The organism is Streptomyces alkaliphilus (assembly GCF_014141535.1).
Classification (GTDB): Bacteria; Actinomycetota; Actinomycetes; order Streptomycetales; family Streptomycetaceae; genus Streptomyces; species Streptomyces alkaliphilus.
On record NZ_VKHT01001165.1, the window covers coordinates 1 to 1,410 of the forward strand.

At 71.4% G+C, this 1,410-nt stretch carries 1 protein-coding gene; it reads right to left on the reverse strand.

Going from position 1 to position 1,410, the window contains the following annotated elements; translation table 11 throughout:
* Positions 1-235: 235 nt before the first annotated feature.
* The coding region (locus FNQ90_RS23155) for an ABC transporter permease (RefSeq protein WP_228471537.1) at positions 236-1,410 on the reverse strand (1,175 nt) is incomplete at its 5' end.

Consider the following 1,410-nt stretch of genomic DNA (forward strand, 5'->3'; position numbering starts at 1 on the left):
GGGCACCGTGCCGCCGGGGGCGGCACCGGTGGTGGGGGCCGGCATGGCGTTCTCCATCGTTGGTTCCGGTGGTTCCGGTGGTTCCGGTGGTTCCGGTGGTTCCGGTGGTTCCGGTGGTTCCGGTGGTTCTCGGCGGGTCCGGACGGTTCCGGTCCCGCCCGGACGGTTCCGGTCCCGCCGGGGGACGGGTTGGTGCCGCCGGCCCCGGGCGGGTCGCGCCGGGGGCCGGCGGGGCTCAGCGGCGGTAGGGGTCGGCGGCGTCGCGCAGACCGTCACCGACGAAGTTGAGGGCCAGCACGATGACCACCACCAACAGGCCGGGCAGCAACAGCCAGGGCGCCTGGTCGATGACCCGTACCGAGGTGGCGTCGTTGAGCAGCACGCCCAGGCTCACGACCGGTGGTCGCATCCCCAGTCCGAGCCAGCTCAGTGCCGTCTCGGCGAGGATCACGCCGGGGATGGAGAGCGTGAGCGCGGCGATCAGATGGCTGGTGAAGGAGGGGAGCATGTGGCGGAAGACGATGCGTTTGCCGGTGGCCCCGTCGAGGCGGGCGGCGGTGACGAAGTCCTCGTGGCGCAGCATCAGGAAACGTCCGCGCACCTCACGGGCGAGGGTGGTCCAGGCGAGCAGCGAGAGGATGACGCTGATCAGGAAATATCGACGGACGGGTCCGATGTCCACGGGGATGGCCGCGGTCATGCCCAGCCACAGCGGGAGGGTGGGGACCGCCATCACGAACTCGATGAGCCGTTGGATCAGGGTGTCCACCCTGCCGCTGAGATAGCCGGAGATGCCGCCGAGCGCGACTCCCAGGACGAAGGCGAGGGCGACGCCGACCAGCCCGACGGAGAGTGAGATCCGGGTGGCGTGGATGAGGCGGGAGAGTTGGTCCCGGCCGACGCGGTCGGAGCCGAGCAGGTACATCGGATCGTCGGGGTTCACCGGTCCGATGAGGTGACGATCGGCCGGAATGACGCCCAGCAGGCGGTAGGGCTCGCCCTTGGCCAGGAGCCGGACCGGAATCCGTTCGGACTCGTCGATCGAGTAGTGGATCCGCAGGTTCTCGTCCTGCTCGAAGGAGTAGCCGTGGACGTAGAGGCCCTCGGAGAGGCTGACCCGCAGGGTCTGCGGGGGCGCGTAGGTGTAGTCGGCGTTGAGCCGGCCGGTACCGAAGGGCGCCAGGAACTCGGCGAAGAGCACGACGAGGAGCAGGAAGAGGGTGATCACCGCGCCGGCCACGGCGGGCTTGTGCCGACGGAAGGTGCGCCACGCGGGTCGGGGGCGTCCCACCCGGCGCGGGGGGTCGGACGGCGGGGTGCCGGAGGCCGCGTCGCCCGCTGCCGGATCACCGATCGGTCCCCCCAAAGGGCCGGCCGCCGGGGCGCCCGGGACGGTGGAGGGGGTACCGG